The organism is Streptomyces sp. NPDC030143 (assembly GCF_055573695.1).
The window spans coordinates 95,841-117,190 of the sequence record NZ_JBVIAY010000021.1; the positions used below are offsets into that span (position 1 = coordinate 95,841).

The window sequence follows — 21,350 nt, forward strand, 5'->3', positions numbered from 1 at the left end:
TAGTCATGGGACTCGAAGAAAAGCTGCCGAGCGGCTTCCTGCTGACCACCGTCGAGCAGGCCGCGGGCTGGGTGCGCAAGGCGTCCGTCTTCCCCGCCACGTTCGGCCTCGCCTGCTGCGCCATCGAGATGATGACCACCGGCGCCGGCCGCTACGACCTGGCGCGCTTCGGCATGGAGGTCTTCCGGGGATCGCCCCGCCAGGCGGACCTGATGATCGTCGCCGGCCGGGTCAGCCAGAAGATGGCGCCGGTGCTGCGGCAGGTCTACGACCAGATGCCGAACCCCAAGTGGGTGATCTCCATGGGGGTGTGCGCGTCCTCGGGCGGCATGTTCAACAACTACGCGATCGTCCAGGGCGTCGACCACATCGTCCCCGTCGACATCTACCTGCCGGGCTGTCCGCCGCGCCCGGAGATGCTGATGGACGCGATCCTCAAGCTCCACCAGAAGATCCAGAACTCCAAGCTGGGCGTGAACGCCGAGGAGGCGGCCCGCGAGGCGGAGGAAGCGGCGCTCAAGGCCCTGCCCACGATCGAGATGAAGGGGCTGCTGCGGTGAGCGACGCCAACGACACCGGCGCAGGGGCCGACGGGACCAACCCCGAGAAGGACCTCTCCGCCTCCAACCTCCCCGGTCAGCGCGGCCAGGGCGGCGAGGAGATCCGCGTCCAGCGCGGCATGTTCGGCGCCGCCGAGGGCGGCGACACCTCCGGCTACGGCGGCCTCGTCCGCTCGGTCCGCCTGCCCGGCCCCGCCGCCCGTCCCTACGGCGGCTGGTTCGACGAGGTCGCCGACGAACTCGAGGGCGCGCTGGAGGAACAGGGACTCCTCCCCGGGAACGCGATCGAGAAGACGGTCGTCGACCGCGGCGAGCTCACCTTCCACATCGAGCGCGAGCACCTGCTGCGCGTCGCCCGCACCCTGCGCGACGACCCGGCCCTGCGCTTCGAGCTGTGCACCGGCGTCAGCGGCGTGCACTACCCGAACGACAAGGGGCGCGAGCTGCACGCCGTCTACCACCTGCGCTCGATCACCCACAACCGGCTGATCCGCCTCGAGGTCAGCGCCCCCGACGCCGACCCGCACGTTCCGTCGCTGGTCTCGGTGTATCCCACCAACGACTGGCACGAGCGCGAGACCTACGACTTCTTCGGGATCGTCTTCGACGGTCACCCGGCCCTGACGCGGATCATGATGCCGGACGACTGGCAGGGCCATCCGCAGCGCAAGGACTACCCCCTCGGCGGCATCCCCGTCGAGTACAAGGGCGCCCAGATCCCGGCTCCGGACCAGCGGAGGTCGTACTCGTGAGCACTTCGCACGCTTCCCCCAGGGAGACCACCGAGGGCACCGTCTACACGGTCACCGGTGGCGACTGGGACGAGGTCGTCCAGTCCGCGTCCCGCGCCGACGACGAGCGCATCGTCGTCAACATGGGTCCCCAGCACCCCTCCACTCACGGCGTGCTGCGCCTGATCCTGGAGATCGAGGGCGAGACGGTCACCGAGGCCCGCTGCGGCATCGGCTACCTCCACACCGGCATCGAGAAGAACCTCGAGTACCGGACCTGGACCCAGGGCACCACGTTCGTGACGCGCATGGACTACCTGACGTCCTTCTTCAACGAGACCGCCTACTGTCTCGCCGTCGAGAAGCTCCTCGGCATCGAGGACCAGATCACCGAGCGGGCCAAGATCATCCGGGTGCTCCTGATGGAGCTGAACCGGATGTCCTCCCACCTGGTGTGCATCGCCACCGGCGGCATGGAACTCGGTGCCACCACGATCATGATCTACGGATTCCGTGATCGTGAAATGATTCTCGACATCTACGAGCTCATCACGGGCCTGCGGATGAACCACGCGTACATCCGCCCCGGCGGACTCGCCCAGGACCTGCCGCCCGGCGCGGTGGACCAGATCCGCGAGTTCGTGAAGAAGATGAAGAAGAACCTCCCGGAGTACGACAAGCTCGCCACCGGGAACCCCATCTTCAAGGCCCGTATGCAGGACGTCGGCTATCTCGACCTGGCCGGCTGCATGGCCCTCGGCGCCACCGGCCCCATCCTGCGCTCCACCGGCCTGCCGCACGACCTGCGCAAGACGCAGCCGTACTGCGACTACGAGACGTACGACTTCGACGTCCCGACCGCCGACTCCTGCGACTCCTACGGCCGCTTCCTCATCCGCCTCGAGGAGATGCGCCAGTCCCTGAGGATCGTCGAGCAGTGCCTGGACCGGCTCCAGCCCGGCCCGGTCATGGTCGCCGACCGCAAGATCGCCTGGCCCGCCCAGCTCGCCCTGGGTCCGGACGGCCTCGGCAACTCCCTCGACCACATCAAGAAGATCATGGGCACCTCCATGGAGGCCCTGATCCACCACTTCAAACTGGTCACCGAGGGGTTCCGCGTCCCGCCGGGACAGGCGTACGCGGCCGTCGAGTCGCCCAAGGGCGAACTCGGGGTGCACGCCGTCTCCGACGGAGGCACCCGCCCCTACCGGGTCCACTTCCGCGACCCGTCCTTCACCAACCTTCAGGCCATGGCGGCGATGTGCGAGGGCGGCCAGGTCGCCGACGTCATCGTCGCCGTCGCGTCCATCGACCCCGTGATGGGAGGCGTCGACCGGTGACCACCTCTTCTTCCGAGCGGGGCGTCAGCCTGGGCATGCCCGAGCTGCCCGCGCCCGCGTACCCGGACGACGTCCGAGCCCGGCTCGAGCGGGACGCGCGCGAGATCATCGCCCGCTACCCCGACTCCCGGTCCGCGCTCCTGCCGTTGCTGCACCTCGTGCAGTCGGAGGAGGGACACGTCACGCGCACCGGGATGCGGTTCTGCGCGGACGTACTGGAGCTGACCACCGCCGAGGTCACCGCGGTCGCCACCTTCTACACCATGTACCGGCGCCGGCCGAGCGGTGACTACCAGGTGGGCGTCTGCACCAACACGCTCTGCGCGGTGATGGGCGGCGACGCCATCTTCGAGTCGCTCCAGGAGCACCTCGGCGTCGGCAACGGCGAGACCACCGACGACGGAAAGATCACCCTGGAGCACATCGAGTGCAACGCGGCCTGCGACTTCGCGCCGGTCGTGATGGTCAACTGGGAGTTCTTCGACAACCAGACCGTGCAGAGCGCCAAGCGCCTGGTGGACGACCTGCGCGGCGGCCGGACGGTCTCGCCCACCCGCGGGGCGCCGCTGTGCACCTTCAAGGAGACCGCCCGGATCCTGGCGGGCTTCCCCGACGAGCGCGAGGGAGCCGTCGAGGCGAGCGGCAGCGCGGGACCCGCGTCGCTGGTGGGCCTGCGCCTGGCCAAGGGCGAGACCGCACCCGCGCGTGTGGTCCACCCCCGCGACGGCGGACCGCACGACGAACCGCAGGACGCCGTGCACCGGCCGTCACCGTCCGAGCACCTCAGTTCGCACGACGCGCCGCAGGACACGTCGGCCTCCGACCCGGCCCACCCGGCCGGGCCCACCGCCGAGGAGGGGGAGTGATGACCTTGGCACCCGAGCTGAAAGACCCGAGCCCCGAGAAGCTGCTCGCACCCGTGCTGTCGGCCTTCTGGGACGAGGACAGGTCCTGGTCGCTGGACGTCTACCGGAGGCACGAGGGGTACGAGGGACTCCGCAAGGCGCTCGCCATGTCGCCGGACGACCTGATCGCGTACGTCAAGGACTCCGGTCTGCGCGGGCGCGGCGGGGCGGGATTCCCGACGGGGATGAAATGGCAGTTCATCCCCCAGGGTGATGGAAAACCGCACTATCTTGTTGTCAACGCCGACGAGTCGGAGCCGGGAACCTGCAAGGACATCCCGCTCCTCTTCGCGAACCCGCACAGCCTCATCGAGGGCATCGTGATCGCGTGTTACGCCATCAGGTCGTCGCACGCCTTCATCTATCTGCGGGGTGAAGTCGTCCCCGTTCTGCGGCGGTTGCACGAGGCCGTGCGCGAGGCCTACGCGGCGGGCTACCTCGGCGAGAACATCCTGGGCAGCGGACTCGACCTCGAACTCACCGTGCACGCGGGCGCGGGCGCGTACATCTGCGGTGAGGAGACCGCACTGCTGGACTCGCTCGAAGGCCGCCGTGGTCAACCGCGGCTGCGTCCCCCCTTCCCTGCTGTCGCGGGCCTCTACGCGTGCCCGACTGTGGTGAACAACGTCGAGTCGATCGCGTCGGTTCCCGCGATCCTGAACAACGGCAAAGAGTGGTTCAGGTCGATGGGCAGCGAGAAGTCCCCGGGCTTCACGCTGTACTCGCTCAGCGGCCATGTCGCCAGCCCCGGCCAGTACGAGGCCCCGCTCGGCATCACCCTCCGCCAGCTCCTCGAGATGAGCGGCGGCATGCGACCGGGCCACCGCCTGAAGTTCTGGACGCCGGGCGGCTCCTCGACCCCCATGTTCACCGACGAGCACCTCGACGTCCCCCTGGACTACGAAGGAGTGGGTGCCGCGGGTTCCATGCTCGGCACGAAAGCCCTCCAGTGCTTCGACGAGACGACCTGCGTCGTGCGTGCCGTCACCCGCTGGACCGAGTTCTACGCCCACGAGTCCTGCGGCAAGTGCACCCCGTGCCGCGAAGGCACCTACTGGCTCGTGCAGCTGTTGCGCGACATCGAGGCCGGCAAGGGCGCGATGTCCGACCTCGACAAGCTGAACGACATCGCCGACAACATCAACGGCAAGTCCTTCTGTGCCCTCGGCGACGGTGCCGCCTCGCCGATCTTCTCCTCGCTGAAGTACTTCCGCGAGGAGTACGAGCAGCACATCGCGGGCCGCGGCTGCCCCTTCGACCCGGCCAAGTCGACGGCCTGGGCCGACCGCACGGAGGTGAACGCATGACCGTGACCACCAACGCTCCCGCCGGAGGGGGAGAGGCGGCGGTCCCGCCGGAGGACCTCGTCACGCTGACCATCGACGGCGCCGAGATCAGCGTGCCCAAGGGCACCCTGGTCATCCGCGCCGCCGAACAGCTCGGCATCGAGATCCCGCGCTTCTGCGACCACCCCCTCCTCGACCCGGCCGGCGCCTGCCGCCAGTGCATCGTCGAGGTCGAGGGCCAGCGCAAGCCCATGGCCTCCTGCACCATCACGTGCACCGACGGCATGGTGGTGAAGACCCACCTCACCTCGCCGGTCGCCGAGAAGGCCCAGCACGGTGTGATGGAGCTGCTCCTGATCAACCACCCGCTCGACTGCCCGGTCTGCGACAAGGGCGGCGAGTGCCCCCTGCAGAACCAGGCCATGTCGCACGGCCAGGCCGAGTCGCGCTTCGAGGGCCGCAAGCGGACCTACGAGAAGCCCGTGCCGATCTCCACACAGGTGCTGCTCGACCGCGAGCGGTGCGTGCTGTGCGCCCGCTGCACCCGCTTCTCCAACCAGGTCGCGGGCGACCCGATGATCGAGCTGATCGAGCGGGGCGCGCTCCAGCAGGTCGGCACCGGCGAGGGCGACCCCTTCGAGTCCTACTTCTCCGGCAACACCATCCAGATCTGCCCGGTCGGCGCACTGACGTCGGCCGCGTACCGGTTCCGCTCCCGGCCCTTCGACCTGGTGTCCTCGCCGTCGGTGTGCGAGCACTGCTCCGGCGGCTGCGCCACCCGCACCGACCACCGGCGCGGCAAGGTCATGCGGCGCCTCGCGGCCCCGGACCCCGAGGTCAACGAGGAGTGGATCTGCGACAAGGGGCGGTTCGCGTTCCGGTACGCGCAGCAGCGCGACCGGCTGGAGACGCCGCTGGTGCGCAACGCCGAAGGGGACCTCGAACCGGCCTCCTGGCCGGAGGCGTTGCAGATCGCCGCCCAGGGGCTGCTCGCCTCCCGCGGCCGGACCGGTGTGCTGACCGGCGGTCGCCTCACCATCGAGGACGCCTACGCGTACAGCAAGTTCGCGCGCGTGGCGCTCGACACCAACGACATCGACTTCCGCGCGCGCGTGCACAGCGCCGAGGAGGCCGACTTCCTGGCGGCGCGGGTGGCCGGACACGGCCGCGACCTCGACGGCAGGGGCGTCACGTACGCCTCGCTGGAGAAGGCGCCCGCCGTCCTGCTCGTCGGGTTCGAGTCGGAGGAGGAGGCACCCGGCGTCTTCCTGCGGCTGCGCAAGGCCTGGCGCAAGCACGGACAGCGGGTGTTCTCGCTGGCCACGCACGCCACCCGGGGTCTGGAGAAGGCGGGCGGCACGCTGCTGCCGGCCGCTCCGGGCACCGAGACCGAGTGGCTGGACGCCCTCGCGAGCGGAGTGGGCCTGGAGGACTCCGGGGCCACGGCCGCCGAGGCGCTGCGCGCCGAGGGCGCGGTGATCGTCGTCGGCGAACGGCTGGCCGCCGTCGCCGGTGGCCTCACCGCCGCCGCACGGGCCGCGTCCGCGACCGGCGCCGAGCTGGTGTGGATCCCGCGCCGGGCCGGCGAGCGGGGCGCGATCGAGGCGGGGGCGCTGCCGTCGCTGCTGCCGGGCGGACGTCCGGCGACCGACCCGCGCGCGCGGGACGAGGTCGCCGCCGCCTGGGGCGTCGCCGAGCTTCCGCACCGTTACGGCCGGGACACCGGGCAGATCATCGAGGCCGCCGCGGACGGCAGGCTTCAGGCGCTGCTCGTCGCCGGTGTGGAGGTCGCCGACCTCCCCGACCCGGCGCGCGCGCGTGAGGCGCTCGCCGAGGCCGGCTTCGTGGTGTCGCTGGAACTGCGGCCGGGCGAGGTCACCCGGCACGCCGACGTCGTCCTGCCCGTCGCGGCGGTCGCCGAGAAGGCGGGCGCCTTCCTCAACTGGGAGGGCCGGGTCCGCTTCTTCGAGGCCGCGCTCAAGCCCGACCAGATGACCCGCCGCCTGGCACCGGCCGACGCGCGCGTGCTGCAGATGCTCGCCGACGCCATGGACGTCCACCTCGGCCTGCCGGATCTGCGCACCGCGCGCGCGGAGCTGGACCGGCTCGGCGCCTGGGACGGACCGCGGGCCACCGAACCCCTGGAGACCGCGGGCGTCCTGCCGCGGCCCGCCGCCGGCGAGGCCGTTCTCGCCGGGCACCGCCTGCTGCTCGACCAGGGCGTCCTCCAGCAGGGCGACGAGGCGCTCGCCGGGACGCGGCACGCCGCACACGCGCGCGTGTCCGCCGCCACGGCAGCCGAAGCCGGCGTCGAGGACGGTGATGTCCTCGTGATGACCGGCGCCACCGGTTCCGTGGAACTTCCCGTGAGGATCACCGAGATGCCCGACCGGGTGGTGTGGCTTCCGCTGAACTCCGTGGGCGGGGGCGTCGCCTCCGACACCGGGGCACGGCCCGGCTCCCTCGTCCGCATCGGCCCGGCGACGTCCGCCGCCCACGCCCCCCAGGAGGTGGAGGCATGAGCCCGTACCTCGCCGCTGAGGACCTCTCGATGTTCGGCCGCGACCCGTGGTGGCTGGTCCTGATCAAGGCGGTCTTCTGCTTCGCCTTCCTGATGGTGACCGTGCTGTTCTCCATCGTCTGGGAGCGCAAGGTCGTCGCCTGGATGCAGCTGCGCATCGGCCCCAACCGGCACGGCCCGTGGGGCATGCTCCAGTCGCTCGCCGACGGCATCAAGCTGATGCTGAAGGAAGACATCATCGTCAAGCGCGCCGACAAGGTGGTGTACGTCCTCGCACCGATCGTCGCGGCGATCCCGGCCTTCATGGCGATCGCGGTGATCCCCTTCGGCCCGGCCGGCAACGAGATCTCGATCTTCGGCCAGCGCACCACGATGCAGCTCACCGACCTGCCGATCGCGATGCTGTACATCCTCGCGGTCGCCTCGGTCGGCATCTACGGCATCGTGCTGGCGGGGTGGAGCTCCGGATCCACCTACCCCCTGCTGGGCGGACTGCGTTCCTGCGCGCAGATGATCTCCTACGAGATCGCCATGGGCGCCGCGTTCGCGTCGGTGTTCCTCTACTCGGGGTCGATGTCGACCTCGACGATCGTCGAGCAGCAGCAGGACCGCTGGTACATCGTCCTGCTGCCGGTCTCCTTCATCCTGTACATCGTCACGATGGTCGGCGAGACCAACCGCGCCCCCTTCGACATGCCGGAGTCCGAGGGCGACCTGGTCGGCGGCTTCAACACCGAGTACTCGTCGATCAAGTTCGCGATGTTCATGCTCGCCGAGTACGTGAACATGGTGACGGTCTCGGCCGTGTCGGTGACGCTCTTCCTCGGCGGGTGGCGGGCACCCTGGCCGATCAGCGGCTTCTGGGAGGGCGCGAACCACGGCTGGTGGCCGATGCTCTGGTTCACCGTCAAGGTCCAGCTGTTGCTGTTCTTCTTCATCTGGCTGCGCGGCACGCTCCCGCGGGTCCGGTACGACCAGCTGATGAAGCTCGGCTGGAAGGTCCTCATCCCCGTCTCGGTGACCTGGCTGATGCTCGTCGCGACCGTGCGGACCCTGCGCAACGAGAACTACGACTTCGCCGACATCGCCCTCTACGTCGGCGGTGCCGTCCTGGTCCTGCTGCTGCTCTCGTTCATCGCGGACATGTTCCGCGAGCGCGGCAAGCAGGCCGAGGCGCCCGCCGAACCCGCCGGCTTCGACCCGATGGCGGGCGGGTTCCCCGTGCCGCCGCTGCCCGGACAGGAGCTGCCGCCGGTGCCCAGGCGCCGCTCGCACCGGGAGCGGGAGCTGATTGTCAGTGGTGGGCCCGATACTCAGAGTGACGGATCTCTGGATGGAAAGGAGGCGTCCGATGGCTGAGGAGCCCAAGGAGACCAAGCCCGGTTTCCAGAACCCCGTGGCCGGCTTCGGCGTGACCTTCAAGGCCATGTTCAAGAAGCGGCTGACCGAGCAGTACCCGGAGCAGCAGAAGACCACGGCTCCGCGCTTCCACGGACGGCACCAGCTCAACCGCCATCCGGACGGCCTGGAGAAGTGCGTCGGCTGCGAGCTGTGCGCCTGGGCCTGCCCCGCCGACGCCATCTACGTCGAGGGCGCCGACAACACGGAGGAGGAGCGCTACTCGCCGGGCGAGCGGTACGGGCGCGTCTACCAGATCAACTACGCCCGCTGCATCCTGTGCGGCCTGTGCATCGAGGCGTGCCCCACGCGCGCGCTGACGATGACCAACGAGTTCGAGCTCGCCGACTCCAGCCGCGCCAACCTGATCTACACCAAGGAACAGCTGCTGGCCGGCCTGGACGAGGGCATGGTCGACACGCCGCACGCCATCTACCCCGGCACGGACGAGCAGGACTACTACCGGGGCCTGGTGACGGAGGCCGCGCCCGGCACCGAGCGGCAGGTCGCCGTGTCCCAGGGCGAGGACCCCCAGGAGGCCGCCTCCACCTTCGGTGAGGGCGAGCCGGCGGCGGAGGAGGTGATCGGCCGATGAGCGCTCAGCTCGCCGCCCACTCCACCACACAGCTCGCGGCCTACTCCACCTCCACCGGCGAGGCGTTCCAGTTCTGGGTGCTCGGCACCGTCGCGGTGATCGGCGCCCTGTGCACCGTCTTCATGAAGAGGGCCGTGCACAGCGCGCTCTGTCTCGCCGGGACCATGATCATCCTGGCGGTGTTCTACCTCGCCAACGGCGCCTACTTCCTGGGCATCGTGCAGATCGTGGTCTACACCGGCGCGATCATGATGTTGTTCCTGTTCGTGGTGATGCTCGTCGGCGTCACCGCGGCGGACTCCCTGAAGGAGACCATCAAGGGCCAGCGCTGGCTGGCCCTGCTGTGCGGGCTCGGCTTCGGCGTCCTGCTGGTCGGAGGCATCGGCAACGCCTCCCTGACGGAGTTCAACGGCCTCGGCGAGGCCAACGCGGGCGGCAACGTCGAGGGCCTCGCCGCCCTGATCTTCACCAAGTACGTCTTCGCCTTCGAGATCACCGGCGCCCTGCTCATCACGGCCGCCGTCGGCGCGATGGTGCTCACCCACCGCGAGCGCACCGAGCGCGCCAAGACCCAGCGCGAGCTGGCCGAGCAGCGCGTCCGCGAGGGCAGGCAGCTGCCGCCGCTGCCGGCACCCGGCGTGTACGCCCGGCACAACGCCGTGGACGTCGCGGGCCTGCTGCCCGACGGCACGCCGTCCGACCTCACGGTCAGCAAGACCCTGCGCGAGCGCGGCCAGATCCGGGACGTGTCCGCCGAGGCGCTGAACGACCTCAAGGCGCTGGAACGGCGCGCCGAGGAGCGCCTGGAGCGGGCCGCCATCGACCCGCCGCACCTGAAGAACTCCCGGCGGACCGAGGAGGCGTCGAAGTGAACCCGGTCAATTACCTCTATCTCGGCGCCCTGCTGTTCACGATCGGCGCGACGGGCGTACTGATCAGGCGCAACGCGATCGTCGTGTTCATGTGCATCGAGCTGATGCTCAACGCCTGCAACCTCACGCTCGTCGCCTTCTCCCGGATGCACGGCAATCTCGACGGCCAGATCATCGCCTTCTTCACGATGGTCGTCGCCGCCGCGGAGGTCGTGGTCGGACTCGCGATCATCGTGTCGCTGTTCCGTTCCCGCCACTCGGCCTCGGTCGACGACGCCAGCCTGATGAAGCTGTAAGGGGTCGGAAGAATCGTGGAGAACCTGATTGCGCTGCTGATCGCGGCGCCACTGCTCGGAGCGGCCGTCCTCCTGGTCGGCGGCCGCCGGCTCGACGCCGTCGGCCACTGGATCGGCACACTGCTGGCGACCGCCTCCTTCGTGATCGGCCTCGTCCTCTTCGCCGACCTGCTCGGCAGGGACGCCGACCAGCGGACGCTGACCCAGCACCTGTTCAGCTGGATCCCGGTCGAGGGCTTCCAGGCGGACGTCGCCTTCCGGCTCGACCAGCTGTCGGTGACGTTCGTGCTGCTGATCACGGGCGTCGGCTCGCTGATCCACCTGTACTCGGTCGGGTACATGGAGCACGACGAGCGGCGCCGCCGCTTCTTCGGCTACCTGAACCTGTTCCTCGCGGCGATGCTGCTGCTCGTCCTCGCCGACAACTACCTGCTGCTGTACGTCGGCTGGGAGGGCGTCGGTCTCGCCTCCTACCTGCTCATCGGCTTCTGGCAGCACAAGCCCAGCGCCGCCACCGCCGCGAAGAAGGCCTTCCTGGTCAACCGCGTCGGCGACGTGGGCCTGTCGATCGCCATCATGCTGATGTTCACCACCTTCGGCACCTTCGCCTTCGGCCCGCTGCTGGGCACGCACGAGGAGGCGGGCCTCGCCGGAGACGCCACCGAGGGCCAGCTCACCGCCATCGCGCTGATGCTGCTGCTCGCCGCCTGCGGCAAGTCCGCCCAGGTGCCGCTGCAGTCCTGGCTCGGGGACGCGATGGAGGGCCCGACCCCGGTCTCCGCCCTCATCCACGCGGCGACCATGGTGACCGCCGGCGTCTACCTCATCGTCCGCTCCGGAGCGATCTTCAACGCGGCCCCCGACGCGCAGCTCGTCGTCACGATCGTCGGCGCCGTCACGCTCCTGTTCGGTGCGATCGTCGGTTGCGCGAAGGACGACATCAAGAAGGCACTGGCCGGCTCGACCATGTCGCAGATCGGCTACATGGTCCTCGCCGCCGGCCTCGGCCCCATCGGCTACGTCTTCGCGATCATGCACCTGGTGACGCACGGCTTCTTCAAGGCCGGCCTGTTCCTCGGCGCCGGCTCGGTCATGCACGGCATGAACGACGAGGTCGACATGCGCAGGTACGGCGGCCTCCGCAAGTACATGCCGGTCACCTTCGTCACCTTCGGTCTCGGCTACCTCGCGATCATCGGCTTCCCCGGCCTGTCCGGCTTCTTCTCCAAGGACAAGATCATCGAGGCGGCCTTCGCCAAGGGCGGCACCGAGGGCTGGATCCTCGGCGGCTGCGCACTGCTGGGCGCGGCCGTCACCGCCTACTACATGACGCGCGTGATGCTGATGACGTTCTTCGGCGAGGAGCGCTGGCGTCACGCCCGAACCCCGTCCCCGGCCGAGCCGAGCGTCGAACCGGCCGCGGAGCAGCACGGCGAGCACGCCGAGCCGCACCCGCACGAGTCGCCCCGGGTCATGACGATCCCGATGATCGTGCTGGCCGTCGGTTCGGTCTTCGGCGGTGCCTTCTTCAGCATCGGCGACCGCTTCGTGCACTGGCTGGAGCCTGTCACCGGCCACGACCACGGACACCCGCCGATCAGCGCGCTGACGGTCACACTGTCCACGGTGGCCGTGATGCTCCTCGGCGTCGCGCTCGCCTACGCCCAGTACGGCCGCCGCCCGGTCCCGGTCGTCGCCCCGCGCGGGTCGCTGCTCACCCGGGCCGCCCGCCGCGACCTGCTCCAGGACGACTTCAACCACGTCGTCCTGGTCCGCGGCGGCGAGCACCTCACCAGGTCCCTGGTCTACGTCGACCACACCCTGGTCGACGGCGTCGTCAACGGCACGGCGGCCTCGGTCGGCGGCCTCTCCGGGCGCATGCGCAAGCTGCAGAACGGCTTCGCGCGCTCCTACGCGGTCTCGATGTTCGGCGGTGCGGCGGTCCTCATCGCCGCGACCCTGCTGATGAGGGCGGTCTGATACCGATGTCCTTTCCTCTGCTGACAGCGACGGCGGCGCTCCCGGCGATCGGGGCGATCGCCACGGCCGCCGTCCCGGCCGCGCGGCGCAACGCCGCCAAGTCACTGGCGCTGCTGTTCTCACTCGCCACGCTCGCCCTGGCGATCGCCGTCCTGGTCCGCTTCGACCCGGGCGGCGACCGCTACCAACTCACCGAGTCGCACGCGTGGATCGCCGACTTCGGCGTCCGCTACGAGCTGGGCGTGGACGGCATCGCGGTGGCGCTCATCGCGCTCACCGCGCTGCTGATCCCGTTCATCATCCTCGCCGGCTGGAACGACGCCGATCCGCTGGAGACGGGCAGCAAGCGCTGGCGGCCCACCCAGGGCTTCTTCGCGCTGATCCTCGCGGTCGAGGCGATGGTGATCCTCTCCTTCGAGGCCACCGACGTCTTCCTCTTCTACATCTTCTTCGAAGCCATGCTCATCCCGATGTACTTCCTCATCGGTGGCTTCGGGGACCGCGCCCACGAGCACGGCGAAAAGGCGGCGTCCACGCAACGGTCGTACGCGGCCGTGAAGTTCCTGCTCTACAACCTGGTCGGCGGGCTGATCATGCTGGCCGCGGTGATCGGGCTGTACGTGGTCGCCGGGAACTTCTCGCTGACGGAGATCGCCGAGGCCCGCGCCAACGGCTCGCTCGACATGGCGACCGACACCGAACGCTGGCTCTTCCTGGGCTTTTTCTTCGCGTTCGCGGTGAAGGCGCCGCTGTGGCCGCTGCACACCTGGCTGCCGAACGCCATGCAGGAGTCCACCGCCCCGGTCGCCGTGCTCATCACGGCGGTCGTCGACAAGGTCGGCACCTTCGCGATGCTCCGCTTCTGCCTCCAGCTCTTCCCGGAGGCGTCGAAGTGGGCGACGCCCGCCATCCTCGTCCTCGCCGTGATCAGCATCATCTACGGCGCCCTGCTCGCCGTCGGACAGCGGGACATCAAGCGGCTGGTGGCGTACGCGTCGATCTCGCACTTCGGGTTCATCATCCTGGGCATCTTCGCGATGACCAGCCAGGGCCAGTCCGGCGCCACGCTCTACATGGTCAACCACGGGATCTCGACGGCCGCGCTGATGCTGGTCGCCGGCTTCCTCATCTCGCGGCGCGGCTCGCGGCTCATCGCCGACTACGGCGGGGTGCAGAAGGTCGCCCCGGTGCTCGCCGGCACGTTCCTGATCGGCGGCCTCGCGACGCTGTCGCTGCCGGGACTGGCGCCGTTCGTGAGCGAGTTCCTGGTCCTGGCCGGCACGTTCTCGCGCTATCCGGTGATCGGGATCATCGCCACCTTCGGCATCGTCCTCGCCGCGCTCTACACCCTCGTCCTCTACCAGCGGACGATGACCGGCCCGGTGAAGCCGGAGGTCTCCGCGATGCCGGACCTGAGGGTGCGGGAGCTCGTCGTCGTCGCCCCGCTGATCGTGCTGCTGATCTTCCTGGGCGTCTACCCGAAGCCGGTCACGGACGTCATCGACCCGGCGGTCAAGCAGACCTTGTCCGACGTACAGCAGAAAGACCCTCAGCCCGAGGTGGAGGCGGCCAAGTGAGCACAGCAGCCGTCCACAGCCTGTGGACAACCGCGGCCGACCCGATCGCGAAGATCGACGCGCCGAAGATCGAATACGCGCAACTGTCGCCCACCCTGATCGTCGTCGGCGCGGCGATCGTCGGGATCATGGTCGAGGCCTTCGTGCCGCGAAAGTACCGCTACCACGCCCAGTTCTTCGTGGCCGTCGTGGCGCTGGCGGCGGCGTTCGCCGCGGTCGTCGCGCTGGCCGCCGACGGGTACGGCACCACCAAGGCCCGCATCGCGGCGATGGGCGCGATCGCCGTCGACGGACCGGCCCTGTTCCTCCAGGGCACCATCCTGCTGGCCGCCCTGGTCGGCCTGTTCACCTTCGCCGAACGCCGGCTCGACCCGGTGACGCACGGCAACCGCGTCGACTCCTTCGCCGCCCAGGCCGCCTCCGTGCCGGGCAGCGACAGCGAGAAGGAGGCCGTCAAGGCAGGCTTCACCACCACCGAGGTCTTCCCGCTGCTGCTGTTCGCCGTCGCGGGCATGCTGGTCTTCCCCTCGGCCAACGACCTGCTGACCCTGTTCATCGCCCTGGAAGTCTTCTCGCTGCCGCTGTACCTGCTGTGCGCGCTGGCCCGCCGCAAGCGGCTCATGTCGCAGGAGGCCGCGGTCAAGTACTTCCTGCTCGGCGCGTTCGCGTCCGCGTTCACCCTGTTCGGCATCGCCCTGCTCTACGGCTACGCCGGCTCGGTGTCGTACGCGACGATCGCGCAGGTCGTCGACGGCACGGTCACCAGCGTGAACCCGGCGCTCGCGGACACCATGGGCAACGACGCGCTGCTGCTCATCGGCGCCGCGATGATCGTCATGGGTCTGCTGTTCAAGGTGGGCGCCGTGCCGTTCCACATGTGGACGCCGGACGTCTACCAGGGCGCCCCCACCCCGGTCACCGGCTTCATGGCCGCCGCGACCAAGGTCGCCGCCTTCGGTGCGCTGCTGCGCGTCCTGTACGTCGTCCTGCCCGGCCTGCGCTGGGACTGGCGGCCGGTCATGTGGGGTGTCGCGATCGTCACCATGCTGGGCGGCGCGATCGTCGCGATCACCCAGACCGACATCAAGCGGCTGCTGGCGTACTCGTCCATCGCGCACGCCGGATTCATCCTCGCGGGTGTCATCGCGACCACGCCCGACGGCGTCTCGTCCGTGCTCTTCTACCTGGCGGCCTACTCGTTCGTGACGATCGGCGCGTTCGCCGTGGTCACGCTCGTACGGGACGCCGGCGGCGAGGCCACCCACCTGTCCAAGTGGGCGGGGCTCGGGCGTCGTTCGCCGCTGGTGGCGGCCGTGTTCGCGGTGTTCCTCCTCGCCTTCGCCGGCATCCCCCTGACCTCCGGGTTCGCGGGGAAGTTCGCCGTCTTCAAGGCGGCGGCTGAAGGCGGTGCGGCACCGCTGGTCGTGGTCGGTGTGATCTCGTCGGCCATCGCGGCGTTCTTCTACATCCGCGTGATCGTGCTGATGTTCTTCAGCGAGCCGCGGCCCGAGGGCCCGACGGTGGCGGTTCCGTCGCCCCTGACCATGACGGCGATCGGCGTCGGCGTGGCGGTCACGCTGGTGCTGGGTGTGGCGCCGCAGTACTTCCTGGACCTGGCGGGACAGGCGGGGGTGTTCGTGCGCTGACCCGCGGTGTCGTGTGACGGGCCCCGGTTCCCCGAGTGGGAGCCGGGGCCCGTTGCCGTCGGCCGGCCTCACCCCCGACGGCGGCGGCCTTGGACGAGGAGGTGCGCGCGGGGGAGGGATGGCGTGAGCGGTGCGGGGCGGCATGAGGACGAGCGGCGGGGGCGGCATGAGGACGAGCGGCGGGGGCGGACGGGCCACGGGGTGGGCGGCGGGACGCGTGACGGGGGCGGGGTCCGAGGGCGGGCGGCGGGCGGCCGATGGTGAGCCGAGGGTGACGGGTCACGAGCGGTGGACACGGAGCGTGACCGGATCGGGTCTGTGGACAACTCCGGCGATGTCAGTCCTGACCCCTATCGTGGAGGCAGTGGTCGAGGGACGACGTACGGGGGACCAGACGATGGGCGGGACGGGCGGGATCATCGAGATGCCAGGAACCACCGGGATGCCGGGTACGGAGAGCGAGGCGCTGGCCACGCTGCACCGGGTGTTCGGATACGAGGCCTTCCGGGGCGAGCAGGAAGCCGTCATCGAGCACGTGGTGGCCGGTGGGGACGCGGTCGTCCTCATGCCGACCGGTGGCGGCAAGTCGCTGTGCTACCAGATCCCGGCCCTGGTCAGGCCGGGTACGGGCGTGGTCGTCTCCCCGCTGATCGCGCTGATGCAGGACCAGGTGGACGCGCTGCGTGCGCTCGGTGTGCGCGCCGGGTTCATGAACTCGACGCAGGACTTCGACGAGCGGCGCGTGGTCGAGGCGGAGTTCCTGGCCGGCGAGCTGGACCTGCTCTACCTCGCGCCGGAGCGGCTGCGCATGGACTCCGCCCTGGACCTGCTCTCGCGCGGCAAGATCGCGGTCTTCGCGATCGACGAGGCCCACTGTGTGTCCCAGTGGGGCCACGACTTCCGCCCCGACTACCTGACCCTGTCCCTGCTCGGCGAGCGCTGGCCGGACGTCCCGCGGATCGCCCTGACGGCGACGGCCACGCACGCCACGCACCAGGAGATCACCCAGCGGCTGAACATGCCGACGGCGCGGCACTTCGTGGCCAGCTTCGACCGGCCCAACATCCAGTACCGCATCGTGCCGAAAGCCGACCCCAAGAAGCAGCTGCTGGGTTTCCTGCGCGAGGAACACGCGGGCGACGCGGGAATCGTCTACTGCCTCTCCAGGAACTCCGTCGAGAAGACGGCCGAGTTCCTCTCGCGCAACGGCGTCGAGGCGGTGCCGTACCACGCCGGTCTGGACGCGGGCACGCGCGCGGCGCACCAATCGCGGTTCCTGCGCGAGGAGGGGCTGGTCGTGGTGGCGACCATCGCCTTCGGCATGGGCATCGACAAGCCGGACGTGCGCTTCGTCGCCCACCTCGACCTGCCCAAGTCGATCGAGGGCTACTACCAGGAGACCGGCCGCGCCGGGCGGGACGGCCTGCCGTCGACGGCCTGGATGGCATACGGCCTCAACGACGTCATCCAGCAGCGCAAGCTGATCCAGTCCGGTGAGGGTGACGAGGTGTTCCGCCGACGGGCGGCGGCGCATCTGGACTCGATGCTGGCACTGTGCGAGACGGCCCGCTGCCGACGGGGGCAGCTCCTCGCCTACTTCGGGCAGGATCCGGACCCGGCGGGCTGCGGCAACTGCGACACCTGCCTCGCCCCGCCCGAGACCTGGGACGGCACGATCGCGGCGCAGAAGGTGCTGTCCACTATCGTCAGACTCCAGCGGGAACGCGGGCAGAAGTTCGGCGCGGTGCAGATCGTCGACATCCTGATGGGCAAGCGCACGGCCAAGGTGATCCAGTTCGACCACGACCAGCTGTCGGTGTTCGGCATCGGCGAGGAGCTCACCGAGGGTGAGTGGCGAGGCGTCGTACGGCAGTTGCTCGCGCAGGGGCTGCTCGCGGTCGAGGGCGACTACGGCACGCTGGTGCTGACGGAGGCCAGCGGGGCGGTGCTGCGGCGCGAGCGGGAGGTGCCGCTGCGCAAGGAGCCGAAGAAGCCGGTGACGGCGAAGGCGTCGGGCTCGTCCTCCGGCAGGGGCAGGTCCAAGGCCGCCGCGGCCGAGCTGTCCGAGGAACTGCTGCCTGCCTTCGAGGCCCTGCGGGCCTGGCGTGCCGAACAGGCGCGTGAGCAGGGCGTCCCGGCGTACGTCATCTTCCACGACGCCACCCTGCGGGAGATCGTCACGGTCTGGCCGACGTCGGTGCAGCAGCTCGGCGGCATCGGCGGCGTCGGCGAGAAGAAGCTGGCGACGTACGGGGAGGGCGTGATCGGGGTACTGGCGTCGCTGGGCGGGACACCGGAGCCGGAGCCGGAGCCGGAGCCGGCGACCGCCTCCGCCTCCGCTCCCGCCTCCGCCTCCGCTCCCGCCTCCGCCTCCGCTCCCGCTCCCGCCTCCGCCTCCGCTCCCGCCTCCGTCTCGGCTCCCGCGTCCGCATCCGCCTCGGCTCGGCCCGCTCCAGTGGGCCCGGACGGCCCGGACGGCCCGGACGACTGGGACGGCTGGGAGACCGAGCCGGAGCCCGACTGGATATAGCGCAAACCGCGCGGGGCCTAGGACGGCTACGACGTCGGTCGGCGTCCGCCTGGGCCGGGGCGGGCTGTCAGAGCTCCGAACAAGAGGGGAGCCCGGCTCGCGACGCCCGGCACGCACGCTCGCCGCGTTGCCGAACGCCCCTGGTAGTGCCGCTACGAGGTGCTTTCGGCGCCTTGCGATCGCACGCACCGGACGCCGCGAGCTGATCGGCATCCCCTTTTGTCCGGAGCTCTCAGAGGGCTCGTGCCGCGTACGCCCTGACGTCGGCGTCCGTGTCCGTCGTGGCCGTGGCGAGGGCGGCCCGAGCCCCGTCGGTGGCGCGGTGCCGGGTCAGGGCCAGGACGGCGGCCTTGCGGACGTCCGCGTTGGGGTCGGCCAGGGCCCTGGCGAGGGCCGGGACGGCCGGGTCGGGTTCGGCGGCGGACAGGGCGGTGGCGGCGCCGGCGCGGACCTGCCAGGCCGGGTCGTCCAGGGCGGCCACGGCGCGGTCGGTGAGGGTGGCCGGGCAGCCGGTGGTGCCCAGCGCACCGTAAGCGGCGCCGCGGACCAGGGCGTCGGGGTCGGTGGTGAGGGAGGACAGGGAGGCGAGGACCGTACGGAGGAAGGCGGGTGAGCGGCCGGTGACCGGGGTGGTGTCCAGGGCGGTGGAGGAGTCGCCGTCCAGGCGTCCGGCGGCCACCGTGGCCAGGGCCTTGGCGATCGTGACACGGACCTCGCGGGACGGCTCGGCGGCGGCCGCGTGGGCCAGTGCGTCGGCGGCGTCGACCGAGACGAGGGCGCGCACGGCCTCGATCCGGACGCCGATGTCGGTGTCGGCGAGAGAACCGGCGAACAGCTCGGCGTCCCCGAGACGCAGGGCGCGCAGGACGTCCAGAGCGGCGGCGCGGACGACGGGGTCGGGCACGGCCAGGGCGGCGGCCAGGCCGTCGCGCAGGGCGGGTTCGGGCGGCAGGGTCTCGACCAGTTCGCGCAGGGAGGCCGCGGCGGCGGCCCGCACCTCGACGGCCGTGTCGCCCAGTGCCGCGGCCAGCGCGGGCCCGGTGCCCGGCGGCACGGTCTCCGTGAGGACGGTGACGGCCTCGCGGCGGACGGCGGGCGCGGGGTCGGTCAGATAGGGGCGCAGGGCGTCGAGGTCGGGCTGTTCCTCGGCGAGGGCGACGAGGGCGAGGAGACGCGGGGAGGCCTGCTCCGGGTGCGGTTCTGCCCATGGCAGGGCCGGTGATCCGGGCGCGGGGGGAACCGGGGGAGCGGTGTCCGTGCCGAGGGCGCCGTGCTCGTCTGCGCTGCCCTCGGGGCGGGACGCCACCGGCGCCACCTCGCGCGGGCCGGCCGTGGCCACGTCCTCGGCACGGACCTCGCCCAGATACCGGGAGGGGCCGCCGACCGGGGTGAACTCGTCGACCGGAACCAGATAGGGAGCCACGGGACGGGCCGTGAACTCCATCGCACCGGAGGGGGACTTGTGCAGATCGAGGTGGTGGAACCAGGAGGCGTCGTCGCGACGGGGGTGGTCGAGGCGGTCGTGGTAGAGGCCCCAGCGGGATTCCGTGCGGGCCAGGGAGGCGCGCGCGGCCATCTCCGCGCAGTCGCGGATGAAGCTCACCTCGGCGCAGCGCATCAGCTCGTGCGGGGTGCGGGCGCCCATCGCGGCGATGTCCGCGTGCATCCGCTCGAACGCCTCCAGTGCCAGGGACAGGCGGGCGCCGGACTTCGGCGGTGCCACGTAGTCGTTCACGAAGCGGCGCAGCTTGTACTCGACCTGGGTCTGCGGCGGGCCGTCCGGGTTGCGCAGCGGGCGGTAGATCAGCTCGTGCGCCTCGCGGAGCTGGTCGGCCGGCAACGGGCCGTCGTAGGGGCGGTACCGGGAGGCGTCCGCGCCCGCCAGGTCGCCGTAGACGAACGCGCCGATCATGTAGTTGTGCGGGACGCAGGCCAGGTCTCCGGCGGCGTACAGGCGCGGGACGGTCGTGCGGGCGTGGTCGTCGACGCGGACGCCCGACGCGGAGTGGCCGCCGCACAGGCCGATCTCGGAGATGTGCATCTCGACGTCGTGGGTGCGGTAGTCGTGGCCGCGTCCGGAGTGGAAGGTGCCGCGGGTGGGCCGCTCGGTGGAGTGCAGGATCGACTCGAGGGCGGAGACCGACTCTTCCGGGAGATGACTCAGCTTCAGGTACACCGGGCCCCGGTCGCTCGCGACCTCCGCGGCGAACTCGGCCATCATCTGGCCGGACCAGTAGTCGGAGTCGACGAAGCGCTCGCCGTGCCGGTTGACCTGGTAGCCGCCGAAGGGGTTGGCGACGTACGCGCAGGCGGGCCCGTTGTAGTCCTTGATCAGCGGGTTGATCTGGAAGCACTCGATACCGGTGAGCTCGGCGCCCGCGTGGTAGGCCATGGCGTAGCCGTCGCCGGCGTTGGTGGGGTTCTCGTAGGTGCCGTAGAGGTAGCCGGAAGCGGGCAGTCCGAGCCGGCCGCAGGCCCCGGTCGCGAGGATCACGGCGCCCGCGCGGACGGTGACGAACTGTCCCGTGCGGGTGTTGAAGCCCGCCGCCCCCACGGCGCTCCCGTCCTCGGCGGACGTCAGCACGCGCACCGGCATCACCCGGTTCTCGATGCGGATCCTCTCCCGCATCTCCCGCCGCCTCAGCTGCCGGTACAGGACCTTCTTGACGTCCTTGCCCTCCGGCATCGGCAGGACGTAGGAGCCGGAGCGGTGGACCTGGCGGACCGCGTACTCGCCGTGCTCGTCCTTCTCGAACTTCACGCCGTACGACTCCAGGCGCTGCACCATGGCGAAGCCGCGGGTCGCGGTCTGGCGGACGGTGGACTGGTCGACGATGCCGTCGTTGGCGCGGGTGATCTCGGCGACGTAGTCGTCGGGCTCGGCACGGCCGGGGACGACCGCGTTGTTGACGCCGTCCATGCCCATGGCGAGGGCGCCGGAGTGACGGACGTGCGCCTTTTCCAGCAGCAGGACGTTCGCGCCGTTCTCGGCGGCGGTCAGGGCCGCCATGGTGCCGGCGGTGCCGCCGCCGATGACGAGGACGTCGCAGGTCAGCTCCTGCGCCTCGGCGAGCGGGGGGATCTGCCGAAGGGTGTTCACGGGGGTGGCCACC

General features: G+C 70.6%; 15 protein-coding genes. 14 read left to right on the forward strand and 1 reads right to left on the reverse strand.

What is annotated here, in order from left to right; all coding sequences use genetic code 11:
* Positions 1-5: 5 nt before the first annotated feature.
* From ACZ4YY_RS29650 to recQ, 14 genes are all read left to right on the forward strand, one after another.
* Positions 6-560 (forward strand): NuoB/complex I 20 kDa subunit family protein, encoded by a 555-nt coding sequence (locus ACZ4YY_RS29650; RefSeq protein WP_009310345.1) that lies wholly within the window; start codon positions 6-8, stop codon positions 558-560.
* Positions 557-1,312 (forward strand): NADH-quinone oxidoreductase subunit C, encoded by a 756-nt coding sequence (locus tag ACZ4YY_RS29655; protein ID WP_468297044.1) that lies wholly within the window; start codon positions 557-559, stop codon positions 1,310-1,312. The genes ACZ4YY_RS29650 and ACZ4YY_RS29655 overlap by 4 nt, the downstream gene beginning before the upstream one ends.
* A complete protein-coding gene (locus ACZ4YY_RS29660; RefSeq protein WP_468297047.1) occupies positions 1,309-2,631 on the forward strand; it encodes an NADH-quinone oxidoreductase subunit D in 1,323 nt (440 codons plus the stop codon). The genes ACZ4YY_RS29655 and ACZ4YY_RS29660 overlap by 4 nt, the downstream gene beginning before the upstream one ends.
* Positions 2,628-3,497 (forward strand): NADH-quinone oxidoreductase subunit NuoE, encoded by an 870-nt coding sequence (gene nuoE / locus ACZ4YY_RS29665; protein ID WP_468297050.1) that lies wholly within the window; start codon positions 2,628-2,630, stop codon positions 3,495-3,497. The genes ACZ4YY_RS29660 and nuoE overlap by 4 nt, the downstream gene beginning before the upstream one ends.
* Positions 3,497-4,843 (forward strand): NADH-quinone oxidoreductase subunit NuoF, encoded by a 1,347-nt coding sequence (nuoF, locus tag ACZ4YY_RS29670; RefSeq protein ID WP_468297053.1) that lies wholly within the window; start codon positions 3,497-3,499, stop codon positions 4,841-4,843. The genes nuoE and nuoF overlap by 1 nt, the downstream gene beginning before the upstream one ends.
* Positions 4,840-7,344, forward strand: coding sequence for an NADH-quinone oxidoreductase subunit G (locus ACZ4YY_RS29675; RefSeq protein WP_468297056.1), 2,505 nt, complete (start codon positions 4,840-4,842; stop codon positions 7,342-7,344). The genes nuoF and ACZ4YY_RS29675 overlap by 4 nt, the downstream gene beginning before the upstream one ends.
* Positions 7,341-8,702: an NADH-quinone oxidoreductase subunit NuoH gene (gene nuoH / locus ACZ4YY_RS29680; RefSeq protein ID WP_468297060.1), complete on the forward strand. Its 1,362-nt coding sequence runs from the start codon at positions 7,341-7,343 to the stop codon at positions 8,700-8,702. Before ACZ4YY_RS29675 ends, nuoH begins: the two co-directional genes overlap by 4 nt.
* The gene (nuoI, locus tag ACZ4YY_RS29685; RefSeq protein WP_468297065.1) at positions 8,695-9,336 is read left to right on the forward strand and encodes an NADH-quinone oxidoreductase subunit NuoI; all 642 of its coding nucleotides are present in this window, start codon (positions 8,695-8,697) and stop codon (positions 9,334-9,336) included. The genes nuoH and nuoI overlap by 8 nt, the downstream gene beginning before the upstream one ends.
* Positions 9,333-10,208 carry an NADH-quinone oxidoreductase subunit J gene (locus ACZ4YY_RS29690; RefSeq protein WP_468297070.1) on the forward strand — a complete coding sequence of 292 codons (876 nt, stop codon included), beginning with the start codon at positions 9,333-9,335 and terminating at the stop codon, positions 10,206-10,208. Before nuoI ends, ACZ4YY_RS29690 begins: the two co-directional genes overlap by 4 nt.
* Positions 10,205-10,504: an NADH-quinone oxidoreductase subunit NuoK gene (gene nuoK / locus ACZ4YY_RS29695; protein ID WP_468297074.1), complete on the forward strand. Its 300-nt coding sequence runs from the start codon at positions 10,205-10,207 to the stop codon at positions 10,502-10,504. Before ACZ4YY_RS29690 ends, nuoK begins: the two co-directional genes overlap by 4 nt.
* A gap of 15 nt (positions 10,505-10,519) precedes the next feature.
* Complete coding sequence (gene nuoL / locus ACZ4YY_RS29700) at positions 10,520-12,484, forward strand: NADH-quinone oxidoreductase subunit L (RefSeq protein WP_468297078.1); 1,965 nt, start codon at positions 10,520-10,522, stop codon at positions 12,482-12,484.
* A gap of 5 nt (positions 12,485-12,489) precedes the next feature.
* Complete coding sequence (locus ACZ4YY_RS29705) at positions 12,490-14,061, forward strand: NADH-quinone oxidoreductase subunit M (RefSeq protein WP_468297081.1); 1,572 nt, start codon at positions 12,490-12,492, stop codon at positions 14,059-14,061.
* Positions 14,058-15,707 carry an NADH-quinone oxidoreductase subunit NuoN gene (nuoN, locus tag ACZ4YY_RS29710; protein WP_468297084.1) on the forward strand — a complete coding sequence of 550 codons (1,650 nt, stop codon included), beginning with the start codon at positions 14,058-14,060 and terminating at the stop codon, positions 15,705-15,707. The genes ACZ4YY_RS29705 and nuoN overlap by 4 nt, the downstream gene beginning before the upstream one ends.
* Before the next feature lie 397 nt (positions 15,708-16,104).
* Complete coding sequence (recQ, locus tag ACZ4YY_RS29715) at positions 16,105-18,237, forward strand: DNA helicase RecQ (RefSeq protein ID WP_468297196.1); 2,133 nt, start codon at positions 16,105-16,107, stop codon at positions 18,235-18,237.
* 232 nt (positions 18,238-18,469) lie between these two features.
* On the opposite strand, the gene ACZ4YY_RS29720 is transcribed toward recQ, so the two are convergent.
* Complete coding sequence (locus tag ACZ4YY_RS29720; protein ID WP_468297087.1) at positions 18,470-21,349, reverse strand: fumarate reductase/succinate dehydrogenase flavoprotein subunit; 2,880 nt, start codon at positions 21,347-21,349, stop codon at positions 18,470-18,472.
* Position 21,350: the final 1 nt, after the last annotated feature.